The organism is Mycolicibacterium moriokaense (genome assembly GCF_010726085.1).
Classification (GTDB): Bacteria; Actinomycetota; Actinomycetes; order Mycobacteriales; family Mycobacteriaceae; genus Mycobacterium; species Mycobacterium moriokaense.
The window spans coordinates 4,805,598-4,822,487 of the sequence record NZ_AP022560.1 but is presented as its reverse complement, the minus strand read 5'-3'; the positions used below and the strand labels follow the sequence as shown (position 1 = coordinate 4,822,487).

The window sequence follows — 16,890 nt, the reverse complement described above, 5'->3', positions numbered from 1 at the left end:
ACAACATCAGTCGATCCCGAGGTAGCCGAGGATCGCCGCACATACCGCCTCGGGTTGGTCCACCTGCAGGAAATGCCCAGCGCCCGGGATGGTTTGGACCCGGCTGCCTGGCGGGGGAGCATCGATCACCCCGTCGAGGTAGCCGACCTGAACCGCGCCGTCCTGCTCGCCGTGCAGCACCAGCACAGGCGTGCGCGCCATCGAGACGTATGCGCCGAACGGCGACCCGGGGTACGCCGCGAGTCCGTTGGCCGTGAAGCACCCCCAGTCGTGCCCGATCAGCACCGCATCGGCCCGGCCGTCGAGCTGCTTATGCAGGTCGATGAGATCGGACATGAGTGCACCCAGGTGGTAGTCGCCGTCGGGTGCGGGTCCCGTCGGTGCATAGCCGCGGGTGAAGGGTGCTACGACACGAAATCCCGTGGCCGCCAACATGGGTGCCAGAAGACGCCCAACTGTGGGCACTGTCGGGGAAGCCGTGGACTAGCAGTGCGAGCCTGCCGTCGTCCTGGCCCCAGGCCAGAGCGGTCATCCGCAGATGGGGGAGTTCGAACTCGACCGCTTCCGGCTCGGCCATTTCTTGACCATACAGTAATTGATAAGTGTATTGTGATGGCCACGGCCCGACGGTGGAGGGGTAACCCATGAGCTTCGACGTGGTGATCAGGAACGGCCGGTACTTCGACGGCACAGGTGGACCGTCAGCGATACGCAACGTCGGCATCAAGGACGGCCACGTCGCGGTGGTGACGGAGGAGCCGATCGAGGGCATCGAGGAAATCGACGCCGCCGGCCAGTGGGTGAGTCCGGGTCTGATCGACATTCACACGCATTACGACGTCGAACTGCTCAACGGTCCCGCGCTGTCGGAATCGCTGCGCCACGGCGTCACCACTGTGGTGATCGGATCGTGTTCGACCTCGACCGTTCACGTCGACGGGGTCGACGCGGGTGACCTCTTCGGCAGGGTCGAAGCGATCCCGCGCGAGCATGTCACCGGCTGCTTCCTGCGTGCGGGCCGCATGATCCCCGCGCCTGCGCAGCCGATGCTGGCGAGAGGTGGGTGACATCGACTACTCGCAATTCGACCCGGAGCTCAGGACGCCGGCCCGCGTGCTCCCCAAAGGCTATGCGCTGCAACGGGGTCTGACGCTGCCGCGGGCGCTGATGAAGGCGGTCGGACGGGTGGGCCGGATTCGCGGGGCCGAGGTGGCCAACGTCAACGACGATGTCACGGTACGCATCCACCGACCGACCGGAATCGGTGAACCGGGACCCGCACTGCTGTGGATCCACGGCGGCGGAATGGTGATGGGCACTGCCGGACAAGAGGATCGGTTCTGCCGCAAGCTCGCCAACTTCACCGACACCACCGTCGTGGCGGTGGAGCATCGTTTGGCTCCCGAGTACCCGTATCCCACGCCCGTCGAGGACTGCTACGCCGCGCTGTGTTGGCTCGCAGGCAGGCCCTGGGTCGATCCGGGGCGCATCGCCGTCGGCGGGGCCAGTGCGGGCGGCGGATTCGCCGCTGCGGTCGCGCAACTCGTGCGCGATCGCGGCGACGTCCAACTCGCACTCCAGATGATGGTGTACCCGATGCTCGACGACCGCACCGGTGTCAACGGCGACCGACCGCGGGTGATGTGGACCGCCGACGACAACCAACACGCGTGGCGGTGGTATCTCGCCGGTGCCGATCCCGCGACGGCGGTGCCCGCACGCAGGGCCGACCTGTCGGGTCTGGCACCGGCGTGGATCGGCGTCGGGACGCAGGACCTCTTCTACGACGAATGCCGCGCGTACGCCGCCCGCCTGCGAGAGGCAGGCGTACCGGTGCACGAGGAGATCGCCACCGGAGCCTTCCACGCGTTCGACCTCATCGCCGCGAACGCTTCAGTGTCCCAACGTTTCTTCGCCAGTCAGTGCCGTGCGCTGCGCGCGGCACTCGTCGAAACCACATGAGGTGTCCCATGCCACGACAAGAAGCTCTCGAGCTCACTCGATGGGTGCTCAAGCACTTCGAAAACGACACTCTCGATATCGCCGACGACGTCTGGCGCGAGCCGCGCGACACCTACGTCGACCACGCACGATTCGAAGCCGACCTCCGGATGTTGCGCAGCGTTCCGCACGTCATCGGGTGGACGGGTGAGGTCGCGTCGCCGGGGTCGTATACGACGAAGGATGTGATGGGTGTCCCCGTGCTTGTGGTCCGAGGGAAGGACGGCGTGCTGCGTGCCTTCATCAACGGCTGTGCCCACCGCGGGGCGCAAGTCGCCGACGACTGCGGCACGGCGCGAATGTTCAACTGTCCCTACCACGGCTGGAGCTACGGTCTGGATGGTCGCCTCATGGGGACACCTGGCCGCAAGATGTTCGCCGGAGCCGACCTGGAGCAGCGCGGTCTCATCCCGCTGCCGATCAGCGAGCAGGGTGGCCTGATCGTCGTGGGACTGTCAGCCGAGGTGGACGTGTCGACGGCGCTGGACGGCATCGCGGACCAGTTGTCGGAATACGGGTTCGACCACAACCACCACGCGGAGACCCGGCGCTTCGATATCGCATGCAACTGGAAGCTCGCCGTCGACGTGAACTTCGAGGGCTACCACTTTCCCTACGTGCATGCCGACACCCTGGATCCGCTGGCTTCGAACAACTCCGTCTACGACATCTACGGCCGAAACATCAGGTGGGCCTTCCCGTTCCGCGACATCGTGCAATACCGGGACGTTCCGGAAGTCGACTGGCCGAACCAGTTCTTCGGCACGGTGGTGTACGGATTGTTCCCGAGCTGTGTGCTGATCGAGGCGCCTGGGACGTCGCAGATGCTACGGGCATACCCGGGGAAGAGTCCCGGCGAGACGGTGATCCACCTCTCCATCGCAGCGCCCAAAGAGATCACCACCGATGAGGAACGGGCCTGGTACAAGATGGGAATCGACGGCGCCGCCCAGGTGCTCGACGGCCAGGACTTTCCGATGGCGGCGGCATGTCAGCGCGGTCTCGAAGCCGGCGTCGACCATGTCGTGTTCGGCCGCAACGAGGCTCTGCTGCATCACCTGGCATCGGTCCGGAACCAGGCGCTCGCCGCCGGGTATGGGGCAAAATGACCACGGCACAGTCGCTGACGCCGTTCCCGATCACCGTCGCCGAGGCCGACCTCGACGACCTGCGCCGCCGCCTTGACTCAGCACGCTTCCCAGCTGAATTGCCGGACAGCGGGTGGGACTACGGCACGGAACAGCGGTTCCTCCGATCCATCGTTGATCGGTGGCGCGACGGATACGAGTGGCGCGCAACCGAAGCCGAGCTCAACGGGTGGGGGTCGTTCGTGACAACGGCCGCCGGCCAGCGGGTGCACCTGCTGCATGTGCGATCGGACGACCCGAACGCGATACCCCTGGTGCTTGTGCACGGGTGGCCGGGGTCAATCATCGAGTTCTTGGACGCACTTCCGATGCTGCGCGAGCGATTCCACGTCGTCGTGTTTTCTATGCCCGGCTACGGATTCTCCGGTCCAACTACGGAGCGAGGCATCGACGTAGCGAAGGTCGCCGCCGCCGTCGCCGACGTGATGGCTCAACTCGGCTACGACCGCTACCTCGCACAGGGCGGGGACTGGGGCGCGCTCGTTGTCCGTCACCTCGGCGAACACCATGCGCCGCAGGTCGCCGCCATCCATACCAACATGTTGTTCGCCCCGTTCGACGGGGATCCCGCCGATGCGATGACGGGGGTGTCGGAAAGCGAACTGGCCGCGATCGTCTCGTCGGCCCAACGCATCACCGACGGCACGGCCTATATGGAGATCCAATCGACACGGCCGCACTCCTTGGGTTTCGGACTCGACGATTCGCCGCTCGGCCTGGCGGGCTGGATTCTGGAGAAGTTCCACGCGTGGTGCGACATTCGCGAGGGCATGCCGATCCGCGTCGACCGCCTCATCGACAACCTGATGATGTACTGGCTCACCGGCACCGCGACATCGGCGGCGCGGCTGTACTGCGAGGCCAAGCGGGCCGGAAACTCGCCGCTGAGTGAGTGGACGGGACGCGTGGACGTCCCGACGGGTTACGCGGTCTATCCGTATGAACTCCTGCAGACGCCGCGGGTCTGGGCCGAAAAGCGTTACAACCTGGTGCATTACAGCGTGCAGGATCGCGGCGGGCACTTCGCCGCGTTCGAGCAGCCGCAACTCTTCGCCGCCGATGTCAACACCTACGGCGACACCCTTCGGGAACTCGGGGTGTTCTGAGCGCGATGGGATTCTTCAAAGCGGATTCACCGTCGATCGAGTACGAGTCGTGGCGGCTGGGTAGCCGATCCGAGCGGCTCAGGCCACTCGTCCGGCACATCGCCGAGCGGGGCATGGGCAACCCGGACGTCCTGTACGTGGTCTATGCGGTGAAGATCGGGCTGTTCGTCCTCGGGGCGGCCTGTTTTGCGCTGGCCACCAAGGGGATCGACGGTTGGAGCAACATCGGATGGTGGTGGAGCGAGCCGATCGTCTTCCAGAAGGTCGTGCTGTGGTCGTTGCTGTTCGAGGTACTGGGCCTGGGCTGCGGATTCGGCCCGCTGACGGGAAAGATCAAGCCACCGATGGGGTCGGTGCTGTATTGGCTCCGCGCCGGCACCCTGCGGTTGCCGCCATGGTCCCGTTGGATTCCGTTCACGGGCGGTGACCGCCGCACGTTGTTCGAAGTACTGCTGTACGCGGGCCTGCTGGTGGCGACAGTCTACGCGCTGTGTTCCGATGGGACCGGGCCGGTTCCGGCGCTGAACACGACGGTCGGTCTGCTGCCGATCTGGAACATCGTGCTCATCCTGACGCTGCTCGCGGTTGTGAGCCTGCGCGACAAGCTCATCTTCCTGGCCTGCCGCGGTGAGGTTTACGGCGCGCTGACGGTGACGTTCCTCCTCCCCGGCGTGGACATGATCGTCGCGGCGAAGCTGGTCATGGTTGCCATCTGGATCGGCGCCGCGACGTCGAAGCTGAACAAACACTTTCCCTACGTCGTGGCGACCATGATGGGTAACAGCCCATTGATTCGCTCGCGGTGGTTGCGTAAGTCGCTCTATCGCCACTATCCGGATGACGTGCGGCCGAGCATCATTCCGCGACTGCTCGCCCACGGCGGCACCGCCATCGAGATGGGTGTCCCGCTGGCGCTGTTCTTCTCCCAGGGCGGCACTGTGACCGTGGTCGCCGCGATCGTGATGGTGATCTTCCACTTGGTGATCCTGACGGCGATCCCGCTCGGAGTGCCGCTGGAATGGAACGTCTTCATGATCTTTGGCATCGGATCGCTGTTCGTCGCCCACGCCGGCCTCGGGCTTGGGGACCTGGAGCATCCGTGGATCGTCGCGGCACTGATGGCCGTGATCGTGGCCGCAATCGTGGTCGGTAACCTGCATCCCCCCGCGGTGTCATTCCTCCCGGGCATGCGGTATTACGCGGGCAACTGGGACATCTCGACGTGGTGCCTGACCGAATCGGCGACGAACAAGATCCATGCCCAACGGATCGGTCTGGGAATGCTGCAGCACAAACAGCTCGAACGACTTGTCGGCCCGGAGAACGCCGAGACCAGCATGCACCGCGGCCTCGCCTTCCGGGCGATGTACGCCCATGGTCGCGCGGTGGTGACGTTGTTGAATCGCGTCATGCCGCCGGGGCGTGAGGATGATTACGCCGTGGTGGAGGGTGAGATGGTGGCCGCCTACGCCCTCGGCTGGAGCTTCGGCGACGGGCATCTGCACAACGAGAACCTGGTGCGGGCTTTGCAGAAGCGCTGCCAGTTCGAGCCAGGCGAGGTCCGGATCATCATCATCGACGGCCAACCCATCCACCGGCAACGCCAGCAGTACCGCCTCGTCGACGCCGCAACCGGCGAGTTCGAACGGGGTACCTTCGACGTCGCCGATCTCGTGGTACGTCAGCCCTGGGAGGACGACGTCCCGGTCACCGTGATGTCGCCGACCGGGGGGCGCGCGCAGGCCCAGGGGTGACGCCGGCGAAGCGAGCACTGCCGTTACGCTTCCGGTCGACGCTGGCACGCGCGCAGCGGGCCAAACGGCGACGCTAGGGGACAAGTGGAATGGGCGTGTACGCGGTCACCGGATCGGCGTCGGGGATGGGACGTCAGGCGGCCGAGAAGCTCAGGGCTGCCGGTCACACGGTGATCCGTGTCGATGTCAAGGAAGCCGACGTCGTGGCCGACCTGTCGACAGCTGACGGTCGGCAGGCGGCGGCCGACGCCGTATTGTCGGCGGCGGACCACCGACTCGACGGGGCCGTCCTGGCGGCGGGTATCGGGCCCACGTCCGGACCGGACAGTCCGCGGCGCATCTTTGCGGTCAACTACTTCGGCGCGGTGACGTTGTTGGAGGCATGGCGCCCGGCCCTGGCCGCCACCGGACGCGCCAAGGTGGTCGTGATCGGGAGCAATTCGACGACGACGAGCCCGTTGGTGCCGCGGCGTACGATACGCGCGCTGCTGGCCGACGATGCCGATAAGGCCTTGCGTTCATTACGGTTTCGCGGCCCCTTGGCGCCGACGCTTGCCTACGCCGCATCCAAGATCGCGGTATCGCACTGGGTGCGTAGCACCGCCGTCACCCGTCCCTGGGCGGGCGAAGGTATCCGCCTCAACGCGCTCGCACCGGGCGCCATCATGACGCCCCTGCTGGAGAAGCAGCTCGCGACACCAAGTCAAGCCAGGGCCGTCAACGCCTTCCCCGTGCCCGTCGGCGGGTTCGGTGACCCCGCCCATCTCGCCGACTGGATGCTCTTCATGCTCTCGGACTCTGCCGATTTTCTCTGCGGCAGTGTGATATTCGTCGACGGCGGATCCGACGCCTACTTCCGCGCGAAGGACTGGCCGCGAAGCGTTCCCGTGCGGCGCCTGCCCACCTATCTGTGGCGATTCATCAGGTTCGGCCGCTCGAAATGAATCGCTGCTCCTGACGGGGCCGCGGGACCTCGTCGCGCCATTCTTCATAACTTCTAGACAGCTTATTCACAGCTTCGGGCCCCTAAGCTCGAGTCTGGACGCGAACCGCCACAGCCGCTGTCGTTGTCCTGCAATGACTTTGGATCCTGTCGACACAGGGCCAGAGTCAACCTGTTCAGTTGCCTCCAGGCAGGAGTATGGCATGAAGAACATGAAGAGAGTCGCGGTGACATCGGTCGCCGTCGCCGCATTGGGTCTCGCCGCGTTCGGGGGTGCGGTGGCCGATGCCGCCCCGCCGGTGCCCGGTACCGAATGGGCACAACAGCCCTGGATCGGTCCCGTCGGTCCGGGTGGGCCAGGCGGGCCGGGCGGACCTCCACCGCCAGTGGGTCCCGGCGGGCCGGGTGGACCGTGGGGCGGTATTGGCTTCGCTGGTCCGCCTCCACCTCCGCCGCCACCACCCGTGCCGTTCGCGGGTTGGGGCGGCTACAACGAGCCGTGTCTCACCGGACCGCTGGGCTTTCTGCGTCTCTATGTCTGACCGACGCCTCGCAGCCACCGGTAGATGAAAGCTGAAAGTGGTTCTGCGAGAATCGGATTGGGTCTGCACGGTTCCGCCGTGTGTCTCGGCGATCGACGCGGCGATCGAGAGGTCCAATCCGAAACTGCCCGCGTCACGCGATCGCGACTTGTCGGCACGCACGAACCGTTCGAACAAGTGCGGCAGCAGCGCAGCGTCGATACCCGGACCGTCGTCGGACACCGACACCTCGACGTAGGCCGCGACGTCGCCGATGACGTTGACACCGAGGTCGTCACCGTCGCGCCCTCCGGGGTAAGCACCCGCGCATTGGACAGGAACACCGCCAGCATCTGATGCAGCCGCGCTTGGTCGCCGCTGACCCACACCGCGCGGTCGGGCGCTTCGGTCAGCCAGCGATGCGTCGGTGCGGCCGCCCTCGCGTCGTTGACGGCGTCGGTCACCACGTCGGTGAGGTCGACGCGGGTCTTCTCGGGCCGCCACCTCGGCTGCCGTCGCGGACGCCCGGCGCAGCGGACGCAGGGCGAACCGCACGATGGCCACGGTGCTGAGCGCGGTGATCGGCAGCATGGGCGACCTCGATCTCCCACCCTTCGTACTGCAGGGCCATCCGCACCAGGTTCGTCAGTGCGCGTTCATCGTCGACGAGCAGCACACGAATCGCGGACCCGTCGGCGCGGTACATCCGCGGCAGTTGACCTAGGACGGCGCGACGGGGCCCGCGGTTTCCGACAGGCGCAGACGTCACGTGACCATTCTGTCCGCCTCACAGCGGGCCGGCGGGAGCTCGTAGGAATCTCATATGTGAACGACTGACCGAGTCGCGCTGGTAATGGGGTTGACATGAGTTGAACCGATTTAGGGTGGTGCGATGACCCGCAGTGCCGCTCGCCCTGCCGAGTCCTCGCGGTGGTCCCCGCGCGAGGCCGAGCTCCTTGCGGTGACCTTGCGGTTGCTGCAGGAGTCGGGTTACGACGGGTTGACGGTGGACGCCGTCGCCGCGGCCGCGCGAGCCAGCAAAGCGACGGTGTATCGACGCTGGCCGACGAAGGCCGAACTGGTGTTGGCGGCATTCATCGAAGGCGTGCGCCAGGTCGCGGTAGCCCCAGAAACCGGCTGCCTGCGCGGCGACCTCCTGCAATTGGGGGAGGTGATCTGCGAGCAGGCCCGCACTCACGCCAGCAGCATGCGGGTGGTCATGGTCGAAGTGACACGCAATCCCGCGCTCAACGACGTTATGCAGCACGAATTCCTGCATCAACGCAAAGCCTTGTTCAAACAGATCCTCGCGCAAGCCGTCGAACGGGGCGAGATCAACGGAGCGGCGGTCAGCGAGGAACTCTGGGATGTGATGCCGGGCTATCTCATCTTCCGGTCCATCTGGTCGGGGCGACCGCCCACTCGCCGCACGGTCCAATCGCTTGTCGACGACGTGATCATTCCGAGCCTCACCCGCCTGAACAGCTAGTTGTGTTGCGGCTCAGATCCGCGGGCAGACTCCCTTGTGCTGTCCGGTACCGTACCGTACTCTCAACTAAGTTGACATACCGCCTGACTGAAATAGGGTTGTTCACGATCTGACCCTGGTTTGCGGGTATCGAAAGGCTGACGGGTGCAGCGGTTTTCAGTGGGTCGCCTTCTTGGTCGAAACTGGATGCTGATCGTCGCCGTCGTCGTGGTAGCCGTGGCGGGTTTCGCGGTGTACCGCCTGCACGGAATCTTCGGCTCGAACCACGACACGTCGACCGGGGCTGGGCTTGCCGATGAGATCGTGCCGTTCAATCCCAAGCACGTGGTTCTCGAGGTGTTCGGCCCGCCGGGCACCGTGGCGACGGTCAACTATCTCGATGTCAATGCCCAACCTCAGCGCGCCGAAAACGTCGTTCTGCCGTGGCGGTACGACATCACGACGACCCAGCCGGCGGTGCTGGTCAACGTGATGGCGCAGGGCAACAGCGATTCCCTCGGTTGCCGGATCACCATCGACGACGTGGTCAAGGACGAGAGAACGGTCGACACCATGAACGCCTACACCTTCTGTCTGGACAAGTCGGGATGACAAACCACCTGGAAACGCGCACGACTTTCACCCACCGCGTCGCGAAGTGGATTCGGTGGCTCGTGGTGCCGATCGTCTTGTTCTGGCTGGTGGTCGCGGGACTCACCAACTCCTTGGTCCCGCAATTGGAAGTTGTCGGCGAAGCCCAGAACGTGGCGCTGAGCTCACCTGACTCGCCGTCGCTGAAGGCGTTCAAGAGGATTGGCGCGGATTTTCAGGAGTTCGACTCCGACAGCGCGGCGATGATCGTGCTGGAAGGCGACGAACCTCTCGGGGCGGACGCCCACCAGTTTTACGACACGCTGGTTCAGCGCATCGAACAGGACCAGAAGCACGTTCAGCATGTCCAGGACTTCTGGGGTGATCCGCTGACGGCGGCCGGCTCGCAGAGCGCCGACGGCAAGGCGGCCTACGTTCAGGTCTTCCTCATGGGGGATCAGGGCTCAGCGCAGTCGATCGAATCCGTTGACGCGCTGCGCGACATCGTGAAGAACACGCCGCCACCGCCCGGCGTCAAAGCCTATGTCGCAGGCCCGGCGCCGCAAATTGCCGACCAATTCGAGGTCGGCAACGAAGGCACCACGAAAGTCACCGTGTTGACGATTGGCGTGATCGCGGTGATGTTATTGTTCGTCTACCGCTCTGTGGTGACGATGATCCTGGTGCTCATCACCGTCCTCATCGAAATGTCCTCCGCCCGTGGCATTGTCGCTTTCCTGGGCCATTCCGGAGTCATCGGTCTGTCGACTTATTCTACGAACATCCTCACCCTGCTGGTCATCGCGGCAGGCACCGACTACGCAATCTTCCTGCTGGGTCGCTACCACGAGGACCGCAACAACGGGCTCGACCGTGAGACCTCGTACTACAACATGTACAGCGGAACCTCACACGTCATCCTGGGGTCGGGTCTGACCGTCGCGGGCGCGGTGTTCTGCCTGAGTTTCACCCGGTTGCCCTATTTTCAGAGCCTGGGGATTCCCGCCGCGATCGGTGTCCTGGTGGCACTGCTGGCAGCCCTCACGCTGGCGCCGGCCGTGATCATCATCGGTGGCCGTTTCGGCCTGCTGGATCCGAGGCGCAAAACACGCACCAGGGGATGGCGCCGGATCGGCACCGCGATCGTTCGGTGGCCAGGGCCGATTCTGGTGGCGACGCTGGCGGTCGCCGCGGTGGGCCTTTTGGCGTTGCCCGGCTACAAGACCAGTTTCGACGTCGGCGACTATCTGCCCGACCGTGCCTCGTCCAGTGTCGGCTACGCCGCCGCTGAGCGGCACTTCTCCAAGGCCCGGCTCAACCCCGAACTGCTGATGATTGAGGCCGATCATGATCTGCGCAATCCGACCGACATGATCCTGTTGGAGCGCGTGGCAAAGGCCGTCTTCCACACGTCCGGCATCGCCCAGGTGCAATCGATCACCCGCCCCTTGGGCACACCGCTGGATCACACGTCGATTCCGTTCCAGATCAGCGCCCAAAGTGCCGGGCAGATCCAGAATCTCGGTTATCAGCAGGACCGGGCCAACGATCTGCTCAAGCAGGTCAACGAGATCGACAAGACGATCGGCATTCTGCGGCAGCAGGCCACCCTCCAGTCGCAGGCGAACGCCGCCACGCACGAACAGGTCGAGGCCTTTCACCAAACCGTTGCCGTGGCCCAAGACCTGCGGGACAAGATCGCCAACTTCGACGACATGTTTCGGCCCGTGCGCAACTATTTCTATTGGGAGCCACACTGTTTCGACATCCCGATCTGCTGGGCGTTCCGATCGCTGTTCGACGCGCTGGACGGGATCAACGCGTTGACCGACCAGCTGGCCAACGTCACCACGAGCCTGGACAAGCTGGATGCGATTCAGCCGCGACTGCTGGAACTGATCCCACCCCAGATCGCCAGTCAGATGACGAATCGCGATCTGGTCATGACGAACTACGCGACCCTGTCGGGAATCTACAGTCAGAACGCGGCGGCATTGCAGAACTCGACCGCGCTGGGAGCGGCGTTCGACGCGTCGAAGACCGACGACTCGTTCTATGTCCCGCCGGAGGTGTTCGACAACGCCGAGTTCCAACGCGGGTTGAAGCTGTTTCTGTCGCCCGACGGCAAAGCCGCCCGGATGATCATCACTCACGACGTCGATCCCGCTACCCCGCAGGGCATCTCGCATATCGACGCGATTCGCCACTCGGCTGAGGAAGCCGTCAAGGGGACGCCGTTGGCGGGATCCCACATCTACATCGGCGGCACGGCGGCGACGTTCAAGGACATCCAGGAGGGCGCGAAGTACGACTTGATCATCGTCGTCATCGCGGCGCTGAGCCTCATCCTGCTCATCATGATGTTCATCACCCGCAGCCTGGTGGCCGCGGTCGTCATCGTCGGCACGGTGGTGCTGTCGCTCGGCGCCTCGCTTGGTCTGTCGATCTTGGTGTGGCAGCACATCCTTGGCATCCAGTTGTATTGGGTGATCATCCCGCTTGCCATCATCCTGCTGCTCGCAGTGGGTTCGGACTACAACCTGCTGTTGATATCCCGCTTCAAAGAGGAGATCGGCGCCGGCCTGAACACCGGCATCATCCGGGCGATGGCGGGTACTGGCGGAGTCGTCACCGCGGCGGGATTGGTGTTCGCCGTCACCATGGCGTCGTTCGTCTACAGCGACCTGACCGTGCTCGGCCAGATCGGCACGACCATCGCGCTAGGTCTGATCTTCGACACGCTGGTGGTGCGCGCATTCATGACGCCGTCGATCGCCGTGCTGCTCGGACGCTGGTTCTGGTGGCCGCTGCGCGTGCGGCCCCGTCCGTCGAGCACGATGCTGCGTCCCTACGGACCCCGTCCGGCAGTGCGGCAGCTACTCCTATGGGAGGACGACGAACTCGGGCGCGTCTAGATGCGTCAGCTCTTCTGAGTCCAGTAGTTCTTATGTGGCTCCAGCACGGCGTCCGCGACCTCCGGGATCGGCCCAATCACCTCGATCTGCTTTTGCCCGGCGCCGAAAACCTGTCGGCAGTCAAGGCTCAGTGTGGGATTCCTGGGATCGTCGCCGGTTTCGGCGAGCAGTTGCTTTTCCGTGATGCCGTAGACAAGACGTCTGACATTGGCCCAGTACATCGCCCCCGCGCACATCGAGCAGGGCTCCGCCGTGGTGTAGAGCGTGCATGTGGCAAGAAATTCCTTGTCGAATTTCTTTGACGCCTGCCGCATCAACGCGGTTTCCGCGTGACCGGTGCAGTCGGATTCGGTCACTTCGATGTTGGTCTGCTCCAGTAAAACGTTGTCCTCGCTGTCGACGAGGACGGACCCGAATGGATGATTACCCTCGCGGACAGATCGTTTCGAGACATCAACGGCATGCAGGAGATGCTTCAGGTCGTCCATCGATGGACTCCTTTACTTTGCGGTGGGGATTGGCAGCGGATCCACGGTCGTGGACGACGGTGGTTGCGCTCGATCCTTGAGTGCAACCGAGCACAGTGCACCGACGGACAGCACGACGAGCAACGGAATCAACGCTCCGCGGTAGTGGCTGATCGCGATGTCCGTACCGACTGGTGGAGCCTCACCCACGAGGACGCCGATCACATAGTCCAGTCCGGCGCCGGTGAGGAAGCCGACGCTCGTCATCAACCCGAACGCGGTGGCCTGAGCGTTGTCGGGGATGTGCTGCCCGATCTGCGCGAAACCAAGGATGTTGCTACCCAGCAGGAAACCGAAGACGAACAGGAGAACGAACACGCCGGCGGTCGGGAGGCGCGGAAGGAACAACACCAGGGCCATCGTGAAAGTCAGTAGCCAAATGGTGATCTGCGTGACACGCGACCGCTTCCCGAGCCGATCCGAGATCCAACCCAGCAGCAGGCCGCCGACACCGGCGGCTATGGCGCCGGTCGATGTCAACGCCGTAGCCATCTCCAGGGTGCGTCCATACGCCCGCTGGTTCATGATGCCCCACAGGTCGTTCCAGGCAATGAGGACACCGAATACACTCGCGAAAAATGCTGTACCCAACCAGAATTGCGGTACTCGCACCACCTCGCGTAACTGTCTGAGAATGCCAGTGTCACCTGGCGCAGCGGTGGCAGCTGCTGTGGCTGGTCTGGACACCAACAAGAGGATCGCAATCCCGAGAACCACGTAGCCGACGGCCATGCCAACCATCGCGGCGTGCAGTGGCGGGATGGTCTCGGTGACAGAAAGGCCAATGAGCATGAGGGCCAATATCACGTTGGTCGCCAGCTGAGAAACGGAGGACATCACCGCGAATCGTTGCGGAGGGAACCAGATTCGTGCGAGGTAAATCGCACCGAGGAAGCTGGTCGAGAGCCCGATTCCGAGTATGACCCTGCCTGCGACGGTGACGCCGATGCTCGTTGCGTTGGCAAGAATTACACATCCGACTGCAGCGATCAGCGAGGAGATTCCGAGAATCAGGCGCGGGCTGAGGCGGTCGAGCATGATGCCGCCGATGAATTGTGCAATCGAGTATGCGACGTAGAAGACGGCGCTGAGCATGCCGATCGCGTGTTCGGACACCTCGAGGCGGTCTCGAACCTGCTCAGCCACAATGCCGATCATCACAGCGGTGAGCAGGCCCAAGCCCAGGAAAAGTGTGCCGAGGCCCCAGACGACTATCGCCTGGGCCCGAGTCGGAGGCCGCTCAGAGCCAGCCATCGCGCATCGCACTCACACTCCTGTGTGCGTAGCCCTGGTCTGGACTTCGCGGATAAACCGGAGCGTAATCGCTCTTTGCGTCACTGTGTCGACTTTGCCGATGTTGATCTTAGATGGTGCTTATCCCGGTGAGGGGTCGGCCAGCAGTGAGAAGAACTCAAACGACGGATCGGTCTCGTCCATGGCGCCTTTGAGAGCGTCCTTGGTAATCGGGTGGCTCACATCCATCGACGAGGGGTCTTCCAACCGGGCCCAGTCGGTGACGATGGCCCGTTCGATCAATTTCCACGCGCCATCACGCTTCTCGTACTTGTCGAGGTAACGCCCACCGATGATGAGGTCGACGTCTCGCTCCTTGCCGGCGAGCGTGTGGACTGCGATGTTGTAGATCTCGCCTTCCGCCCTGTTTCCTTCGATCGCGAAGTTCGCCGTCGTGATGTTGTGCGCCATCATCCGGATGAAGGGCCTTGAGGCGACAAGCTGTTCGAAGAATCTGTCAACAGCGCCCGTCGAGAATGCGCCATGGGCATCGACGGCGTCACGGTGATAGAGCTCCCGCAGCGTTGCGATATCTCCACGGTCCACGGCGCGGCAGTAGGTGTGGACCAGCTTTCGTAGCGCAAACTCGTCGAGCATCTCCTGCAGCGCGGCGTCAGTCGTTGCCATCGTCGCCTCCGAGCTCGCGTCACCCATCACTTAGCCGTGCCAACAGTGCACTCAGCCCGTACTCGAACACCGCGTCGTAGTCGGTAGGGGATTGCAGCGCGTCGACCAGCGCACGGTCGGGCCAGGCATCCGCCCACAGCGACGGGTCCTCTTCATCGTGCTTGGCCCCGCGGACCGCCGAGAACTGCATGACCGCAGAGGAAATGACGTGAACCTGGATCGCCCGCAGCACCAGGGCAGCCTCGCTGCCGGTGACCCCCAACTCGGAAAGCTCCGCCGCCAACCGCTGCTGGATCGGCAGGAACAACTGGGGCGTCCTGTCACGTTCATGTGCGATCGCCAGGAGATGCTGCTTGTCGATGAGCATCCGACGTTGCGACCGCGCGAGCGAGGCGATGTGCTCGACGGGGCTTTCGCCGTCGCTCGGCAGGTGGGCCATCTGTCGCAGCAGTTGTTCGACCAAGCTGTCGAAGAGTTTGTCTCTGCCGCCGACGTGCCAGTAGATGGAGGTGACGGCGACGCCCAACTGCTCGGCGAGTCGGCGCATGGTGAACGCATCCACCCCGTCGACATCGATCATCCGGGCCGCGGTGTCCAGAATCTGGTCGGCCGTGACGGGGTCGCCGGTTCGGCTACGTGGCTGCGCCAAGCGGCTCACCTCCGGTGATTCGTTCCGACTCGGGCAGGTCCAGATAGCGTTCCAGATTACGGTGCATGTTGATCACGCGGCGCTCCTCGTTGGACAGCACGACGTGGGTGAAGCCGGGCTGGTGAAGGCCGCGCTGTAGACCCGCCAACACCGTGATGTCCTGCGTCAGAACCAGACCGGGGTGCGCATCTGCCGCGGTCATCCGCACATCGGTCGGCTTGACACGGGGTGCCTCCGGCGGCACCCGCATCCAGACGATCATCACCAGCTCACCATGATCGGGATCTGGGCCGGGACGGGCGGTGAGTACCGTCAAGTGGTCGGCGTTGGTCAACAGCGACATGTTCGGGAACACGTTGTACTGGTGTAGGCGCATCACCTGGTCGGTGCTCGCCCAGCTCAGGTCGACACCACGCTCACCGGCGAACTCCTTTGTCCGCGCGGCGATCACGTCGGCCGCCGACCGCCCGTCCTGATCAGCGGGGAACGGCGTGTCCTCCGCGACCCCCATCAGCGCACCCTGCGTCGCGACGTAGGCGTCCCACACCTCGCTGTCGGTCAGCCCCTCCTTGATGCTCGGACTCGGCACCCCGTAGTACTGCTCCGACTTTCCGGTGTGACCCCAGATGATTTGCGGGGCATAGACGTCGTCCATACATCTGTGAAGCTCGGGATGCAGCGTCTGGATGTGGTAGGTCTCGCTGAACCCGTCGGCGATCGTCTTCCAGTTCGCCTCGACCTCGATGGTCATCGTGGCGTAGCAGCGGAAGTCGCCGAGCCGGTTCCAGGCGATGTCGTCGGGCATCGCCTCCAGGTACTCCCGCAACGGGACCGCGTCGGCGTCGAGATTGACGAACACCAGACGTTCCCAGGTTTCGACGCGCACCGGCAGCAGGGGATAGTCGGTCAGCCGGAGCGCGCCGAAGCCTTTCCTGTGCGGCACGCGCCGCAGCGCGCCGGCCAGATCCCAGGTCCAGCCGTGATAGCCGCACCGCAGTTCGCGCAAGCCCTCGCCCGACCCGGCGCACAGCGAATTGCCGCGATGGCGGCACACGTTCTGGAAGGCGCGCAATTCGCCGTCGTCGCCGCGCACCACCAGCACGGAGTGGACGCCGCACCGGTACTCGAAGTAGTCGCCGGGTTCGGCCACGTGGTCGACCGTGCAGGCGAACTGCCACACCCTGGGCCACATGCGTTCGGCCTCGAGCCGGGCGAACTCCGGCGAGTAATAACGCTGCGCCGGTACCAGCGTGGGCCGTTGCGGTGGCGCGCCGATCGCGTCTTCGCGCCGGGGGTGGTCCGGGTCGCCGACGTTCTCGCTGACCGGTGCCGTTCGCGTCACGATTC

At 64.4% G+C, this 16,890-nt stretch carries 16 protein-coding genes and 3 pseudogenes; 11 read left to right on the top strand and 8 right to left on the bottom strand.

The features are described from left to right. Positions 1-6 precede the first annotated feature (6 nt). A complete protein-coding gene (locus G6N43_RS23745) occupies positions 7-435 on the bottom strand; it encodes an alpha/beta fold hydrolase (protein ID WP_407664824.1) in 429 nt (142 codons plus the stop codon). Positions 436-644: 209 nt separating this feature from the next. Between G6N43_RS23745 and G6N43_RS23740 the strand changes: the two are divergent. The 7 genes and pseudogenes from G6N43_RS23740 to G6N43_RS23710 form a co-directional block, all read left to right on the top strand. Further along, a pseudogene (locus G6N43_RS23740) lies at positions 645-995 on the top strand (amidohydrolase family protein); the annotation flags it as partial. 64 nt (positions 996-1,059) lie between these two features. Further along, a complete protein-coding gene (locus G6N43_RS23735) occupies positions 1,060-1,962 on the top strand; it encodes an alpha/beta hydrolase (protein ID WP_083149371.1) in 903 nt (300 codons plus the stop codon). Positions 1,963-1,970: 8 nt separating this feature from the next. Beyond that, on the top strand, positions 1,971-3,110 hold the full coding sequence (locus G6N43_RS23730; protein ID WP_163658173.1) for an aromatic ring-hydroxylating oxygenase subunit alpha: 1,140 nt from the start codon (positions 1,971-1,973) through the stop codon (positions 3,108-3,110). Beyond that, positions 3,107-4,255: an epoxide hydrolase family protein gene (locus G6N43_RS23725; protein ID WP_083149373.1), complete on the top strand. Its 1,149-nt coding sequence runs from the start codon at positions 3,107-3,109 to the stop codon at positions 4,253-4,255. Before G6N43_RS23730 ends, G6N43_RS23725 begins: the two co-directional genes overlap by 4 nt. A 5-nt stretch (positions 4,256-4,260) precedes the next feature. After that, positions 4,261-6,009 carry a DUF3556 domain-containing protein gene (locus G6N43_RS23720; RefSeq protein WP_083149374.1) on the top strand — a complete coding sequence of 583 codons (1,749 nt, stop codon included), beginning with the start codon at positions 4,261-4,263 and terminating at the stop codon, positions 6,007-6,009. Between the two features lie 89 nt (positions 6,010-6,098). Beyond that, on the top strand, positions 6,099-6,953 hold the full coding sequence (locus G6N43_RS23715; protein ID WP_083149375.1) for an SDR family oxidoreductase: 855 nt from the start codon (positions 6,099-6,101) through the stop codon (positions 6,951-6,953). 202 nt (positions 6,954-7,155) lie between these two features. Further along, a complete protein-coding gene (locus tag G6N43_RS23710; protein WP_179967870.1) occupies positions 7,156-7,494 on the top strand; it encodes a hypothetical protein in 339 nt (112 codons plus the stop codon). A 72-nt stretch (positions 7,495-7,566) separates the two neighbouring features. Here G6N43_RS23710 and G6N43_RS30760 read toward each other — a convergent pair. Beyond that, positions 7,567-7,716, bottom strand: a pseudogene (locus G6N43_RS30760) (ATP-binding protein); the annotation flags it as partial. On the opposite strand from G6N43_RS30760, the gene G6N43_RS30755 reads away from it, so the two are divergent. Further along, a complete protein-coding gene (locus G6N43_RS30755; RefSeq protein ID WP_234810006.1) occupies positions 7,672-7,830 on the top strand; it encodes a hypothetical protein in 159 nt (52 codons plus the stop codon). The pseudogene G6N43_RS30760 and the gene G6N43_RS30755 sit on opposite strands and share 45 nt — an antisense overlap. A gap of 232 nt (positions 7,831-8,062) precedes the next feature. Here G6N43_RS30755 and G6N43_RS30750 read toward each other — a convergent pair. Next, positions 8,063-8,179 (bottom strand): annotated as a pseudogene (locus tag G6N43_RS30750) (DNA-binding response regulator); the annotation flags it as partial. 186 nt (positions 8,180-8,365) lie between these two features. Between G6N43_RS30750 and G6N43_RS23695 the strand changes: the two are divergent. From G6N43_RS23695 to G6N43_RS23685, 3 genes are all read left to right on the top strand, one after another. Next, positions 8,366-8,962 (top strand): TetR/AcrR family transcriptional regulator, encoded by a 597-nt coding sequence (locus tag G6N43_RS23695; RefSeq protein WP_083149377.1) that lies wholly within the window; start codon positions 8,366-8,368, stop codon positions 8,960-8,962. 144 nt (positions 8,963-9,106) lie between these two features. Then, positions 9,107-9,553, top strand: a complete 447-nt coding sequence (locus tag G6N43_RS23690) for an MmpS family transport accessory protein (RefSeq protein ID WP_197745391.1) — start codon at positions 9,107-9,109, stop codon at positions 9,551-9,553. Then, entirely contained in the window at positions 9,550-12,447 is a 2,898-nt protein-coding gene (locus G6N43_RS23685) for an MMPL/RND family transporter (RefSeq protein WP_083149379.1), read from the top strand. The genes G6N43_RS23690 and G6N43_RS23685 overlap by 4 nt, the downstream gene beginning before the upstream one ends. Positions 12,448-12,452: 5 nt before the next feature. Here the strand turns inward: G6N43_RS23685 and G6N43_RS23680 are convergent, their stop codons facing one another. From G6N43_RS23680 to G6N43_RS23660, 5 genes are all read right to left on the bottom strand, one after another. Then, positions 12,453-12,935: a nucleoside deaminase gene (locus tag G6N43_RS23680; RefSeq protein ID WP_083149380.1), complete on the bottom strand. Its 483-nt coding sequence runs from the start codon at positions 12,933-12,935 to the stop codon at positions 12,453-12,455. A gap of 12 nt (positions 12,936-12,947) precedes the next feature. Beyond that, on the bottom strand, positions 12,948-14,228 hold the full coding sequence (locus G6N43_RS23675; RefSeq protein ID WP_083149381.1) for an MFS transporter: 1,281 nt from the start codon (positions 14,226-14,228) through the stop codon (positions 12,948-12,950). 120 nt (positions 14,229-14,348) lie between these two features. Further along, positions 14,349-14,894 (bottom strand): nuclear transport factor 2 family protein, encoded by a 546-nt coding sequence (locus G6N43_RS23670; RefSeq protein WP_083149499.1) that lies wholly within the window; start codon positions 14,892-14,894, stop codon positions 14,349-14,351. A gap of 19 nt (positions 14,895-14,913) precedes the next feature. Continuing rightward, positions 14,914-15,552 (bottom strand): TetR/AcrR family transcriptional regulator, encoded by a 639-nt coding sequence (locus G6N43_RS23665; protein ID WP_083149382.1) that lies wholly within the window; start codon positions 15,550-15,552, stop codon positions 14,914-14,916. Next, the gene (locus G6N43_RS23660; RefSeq protein WP_234809994.1) at positions 15,527-16,885 is read right to left on the bottom strand and encodes an aromatic ring-hydroxylating oxygenase subunit alpha; all 1,359 of its coding nucleotides are present in this window, start codon (positions 16,883-16,885) and stop codon (positions 15,527-15,529) included. Before G6N43_RS23660 ends, G6N43_RS23665 begins: the two co-directional genes overlap by 26 nt. Between the last annotated feature and the right edge of the window lie 5 nt (positions 16,886-16,890).

What these genes read in the sequence shown, in the direction of transcription:
- G6N43_RS23695 (WP_083149377.1), top strand. Translation starts at nt 8,366, where the DNA reads ATGACCCGCAGTGCCGCTCGCCCTGCCGAGTCCTCGCGGTGGTCCCCG.
- G6N43_RS23730 (WP_163658173.1), top strand. Translation starts at nt 1,971, where the DNA reads ATGCCACGACAAGAAGCTCTCGAGCTCACTCGATGGGTGCTCAAGCAC.
- G6N43_RS23710 (WP_179967870.1), top strand. Translation starts at nt 7,156, where the DNA reads ATGAAGAACATGAAGAGAGTCGCGGTGACATCGGTCGCCGTCGCCGCA.
- G6N43_RS23745 (WP_407664824.1), bottom strand. Translation starts at nt 435, where the DNA reads ATGTTGGCGGCCACGGGATTTCGTGTCGTAGCACCCTTCACCCGCGGC.
- G6N43_RS23685 (WP_083149379.1), top strand. Translation starts at nt 9,550, where the DNA reads ATGACAAACCACCTGGAAACGCGCACGACTTTCACCCACCGCGTCGCG.
- G6N43_RS23675 (WP_083149381.1), bottom strand. Translation starts at nt 14,228, where the DNA reads ATGGCTGGCTCTGAGCGGCCTCCGACTCGGGCCCAGGCGATAGTCGTC.
- G6N43_RS23720 (WP_083149374.1), top strand. Translation starts at nt 4,261, where the DNA reads ATGGGATTCTTCAAAGCGGATTCACCGTCGATCGAGTACGAGTCGTGG.
- G6N43_RS23715 (WP_083149375.1), top strand. Translation starts at nt 6,099, where the DNA reads ATGGGCGTGTACGCGGTCACCGGATCGGCGTCGGGGATGGGACGTCAG.
- G6N43_RS23670 (WP_083149499.1), bottom strand. Translation starts at nt 14,894, where the DNA reads ATGGCAACGACTGACGCCGCGCTGCAGGAGATGCTCGACGAGTTTGCG.
- G6N43_RS23680 (WP_083149380.1), bottom strand. Translation starts at nt 12,935, where the DNA reads ATGGACGACCTGAAGCATCTCCTGCATGCCGTTGATGTCTCGAAACGA.
- G6N43_RS23725 (WP_083149373.1), top strand. Translation starts at nt 3,107, where the DNA reads ATGACCACGGCACAGTCGCTGACGCCGTTCCCGATCACCGTCGCCGAG.